Source organism: Streptomyces sp. WAC06614 (assembly GCF_003949795.1).
In the GTDB taxonomy this organism is placed as follows: domain Bacteria; phylum Actinomycetota; class Actinomycetes; order Streptomycetales; family Streptomycetaceae; genus Streptomyces.
The window spans coordinates 1-2968 of sequence record NZ_RPRY01000534.1 but is presented as its reverse complement, the minus strand read 5'-3'; the positions used below and the strand labels follow the sequence as shown (position 1 = coordinate 2968).

Here is a 2968-nt window from a genome sequence, read left to right as displayed (position 1 = left end):
CGTTCCCGGCCCGCCCAGTACGGCTCGCGCAGCTTGAACTTCTGGATCTTGCCGGTGGCCGTCCGCGGGATGACCTCGCGGAACTCCACCGACGTCGGCGCCTTGTAGCCGGCCATCCGCTCCTTGCAGTGCGCGACGATCTCCGCCTCGTCGACGGTCGCCCCCTCCGCCAGCACCACCAGCGCCTTGATCGTCTCGCCCCACTTCTCGTCGGGCACGCCGATCACGGCCACCTCCGCGACCGCCGGATGGCTGAAGATCACATCTTCCACCTCGATGGACGACACGTTCTCACCCCCCGTGATGATCACGTCCTTCTTCCGGTCCGAGATCGTCAGGTGCCCGTCGGCCGGGTCGACGGTGCCGCCGTCACCGGTGTGGAACCAGCCGTCCTCCAGCGCGGCCGCCGTCTCCTCCGGCTTGTCCCAGTAGCCGTCCAGGACGACGTTCGACCGCGCCAGCACCTCCCCGGCGCCGGACACCTGGAGCTTGACCCCGAGTGCCGGCAGTCCGGCGCGCGACAGCTTGCGGGCCCGTTCCTCGGCCGGCAGGTCCAGGTCGGCCGGCCGGATCCGGTTGAAGGTGAGCAGCGGGGAGGTCTCGGTCAGTCCGTAGATCTGGGTGAACTCCCAGCCCAGCTCCTCCCCCATCCGCTGGATGGTCCGGCTCGGCGGCGGGGCGCCCGCGCACACCACCCGGACCCGGTCACGGCCCGGGATCTCGCCCTCCCAGGTCGCGGCGGCGTCGAGCACCATGTTCCACACGGCCGGCGCCCCGCACATCAGCGTGACCCCGTGCTCCTCGACCCGGCGCAGGATCTCCGCGCCGTCGACCTTGCGCAGCACGACCTGCTTGACGCCGAGACCGGCCATGACGAAGGGCATGCCCCAGCCGTTGCAGTGGAACATCGGCAGGGTGTGCAGGTAGACGTCGCGTTCCCAGACGCGGGTGTGCAGTCCGAAGGTGAGCCCGTTGACCCAGATGTTGCGGTGCGTGAGCTGCACGCCCTTGGGGCGGGCCGTGGTGCCCGAGGTGTAGTTGATCGTGGCGGTGGCGTCCTCGTCCGGCCGCGACCAGGGGCGCGGTTCCACCCCGAACCGCATCAGCTCGGTCTCGGTCTGCTCCCCGAGGACGAACCGGTGGCGGGCCTTGACCCCGGCCAGCGCCCGGTCCAGCTCGGGATCGACGAGCAGGACCGAGGCCCCCGACTGCTGGACGACGTAGTCCACCTCCTCCGGCTTGAGCCGGAAGTTGACGGGCACGCAGATCCGGCCGCTCATCGGCACCGCGAACAACAGCTCCAGCAGCCGGGCCGAGTTGTGACTGACGACCGCCACCCGCTCGCCCTCGCCGACCCCGAGCGCGTCCAGCCCGGCCTGCCAGGCCCGGACCCGCTCGGCGAGCCGCCCGTACGTCGACACGGGGACCGGTGCCGCCGGCTGGTCCGGTTCGTCGACGACGCCGGGGCTCGTGGCGAACCCCAGTTCGGCCCGGTCGAGGAAGTCCGCGACGGTCATCGGAATCCGCATGGTTCTCTTCTCTCCTGTGTCCGGATCGCGTACGTAGGCGGGGCAGACGTACGCGCGGGTGCGCCCCCGGGCATCGTGCCGTGTCAGGGAACCGGCCACCAGTGCGGCATCAGCCGCCGATCGGCCCGAACTCCACCGAGAACCGGGCCGCGTCGGTCATCGCGGCCAGCATGGACTCACCTTCGTGGACGATCTCCGCCCGCTGCGCCGCACTCACCTCCCGGAACAGCTCGACCACGACCCGGGCCTCGTCCCTCCCGCCGCCGGAAGCCTCGGCGAACTTCCAGATCCCGCCGAGGAACCCGTCGACGAGGAGGGTGCAGTAGGCCTGGTTCCCCTTCCACGTGCGCCCCTTCAGCTCGGCGGGCACGATCCGGCTGCGGTCGGCGTGCGAGAGCAGCACGTTGTCGAACTCCGGCAGGAACCGCGGCGGAGCGGGCGTACCGCCGTCGGGCCGCGGCGCCTCGGGTACGTCGAACAGCTCCACCCCCTTCTCGTCCCGGAACACCAACAGCTCGGGCCGCAGCCGCTCGAAGACCTCCTTGAGCCGGGTGAGCCCGGCCCAGGTCTGCATGTCCTTGACGGAGGCGGGCCCGAACGCCCGCAGATACCGCAGCACCACCCCCTCCATGTCGCAACGGGCCGCCCCCTCGGAATCGGAATGTCCCGCCCCGACCCACTGCTCCCACGTGGTGAGCCGCACCTGCCCGCTGCGTCCCCACACCCCCCGGGGAGTGACCTGCACGAGCGGCAGCCGGCACCGCGCGGCGACCCCGAGCGCCTGGGGATCCGCCTCGGGCCACTCGGCCACCAGCGCCTCCCGCAGCTCGGCCATGGTCCGCGGCGCCTCCTCGACGACCCCCCGGGCCACCTCCTCCAACCGCCCGAGGTCGACCCCGACGAGCCCCTTCCGGAACTGCTGGACCTCCCGGTCCCGAGCCCCCTGCACCAGCCCGCGCAGCGCCCGCGCGTCCTCGGCCGTGTGCAGATGAATGGTGGACCGCAAGGTCACCATCCGCACCACCTCCCGCCGCTCCATGAGCCCGGCCAACTCCGCGGGCCGGAAACCGGCGAGCCGGGCGTGCAGCTGGAAGTAGGGCGGCTTGACGTTCTGCGCCTGAAGCCCGACGAGATGCCCGACCGCATCGCGGGCGGACATCCCGCCCTCCCGGGAGAGCAGCATCTGACGAGCGAGAGTGGCACGGCTGAGCGCACGCGCACCGAGCACGACGGGTGACGACCTGAAAGCCATACCCCCACGCTAGACCGGGACGCGGACAACCACGGTCCGCAACGGGGACACCGGGGCGGCGAGCAAGAGGCCCGCGGGGAGCCAGGAGAGACGGGAGAGCCAGGTGAGACGGGAGAGACGGGAGAGACGGGAGACAACGAAAGATCCCCAAACCGCCCATATACTACGTAAGCCCCACCCCACCCCC

General features: G+C 71.4%; 2 protein-coding genes. Both read right to left on the bottom strand.

Going from position 1 to position 2968, the window contains the following annotated elements; genetic code table 11:
* On the bottom strand, positions 1–1529 hold a 1529-nt coding region (locus EF918_RS34300), incomplete at its 3' end, for an AMP-binding protein (RefSeq protein ID WP_125652782.1).
* Between the two features lie 109 nt (positions 1530–1638).
* Positions 1639–2781 carry a winged helix DNA-binding domain-containing protein gene (locus EF918_RS34295; RefSeq protein ID WP_125652781.1) on the bottom strand — a complete coding sequence of 381 codons (1143 nt, stop codon included), beginning with the start codon at positions 2779–2781 and terminating at the stop codon, positions 1639–1641.
* Positions 2782–2968: the final 187 nt, after the last annotated feature.